Raw genomic sequence first — 246 nt, 5'->3', positions numbered from 1 at the left:
GACGGCACGGAAGACTGGCGTCATATATTCGGGCGCCGGACGTGTTTGACCTTGGTCGGGAACGGTGAACGCTGACCGTTGAATCCACACATCACCGGGAACCTTGCTGTAGTCGATGACCCGGTCTGCTTGTGCTGCAACATAGTCCATGAAAATTCGGGTTACGCGGCCATTCAAGTCGCGGAATGGATGCGCGTAGTTCAACCAGGAGTACACGATGGCGGCCCGATCGGCGAAGTCGTTGTC

At 56.9% G+C, this 246-nt stretch carries 1 protein-coding gene; it reads right to left on the bottom strand.

Translation table 11 applies throughout. The features are described from left to right. A partial coding sequence (locus tag FVA95_RS30240) for a Fic family protein (RefSeq protein WP_193564467.1) occupies positions 1-246 on the bottom strand: 246 nt, incomplete at both ends.

The organism is Pseudonocardia sp. EV170527-09, from assembly GCF_008369905.1.
GTDB lineage: Bacteria > Actinomycetota > Actinomycetes > Mycobacteriales > Pseudonocardiaceae > Pseudonocardia.
The sequence above is the reverse complement of the archived record's forward strand: the minus strand, read 5'-3'. Positions and strand labels throughout refer to the sequence as shown.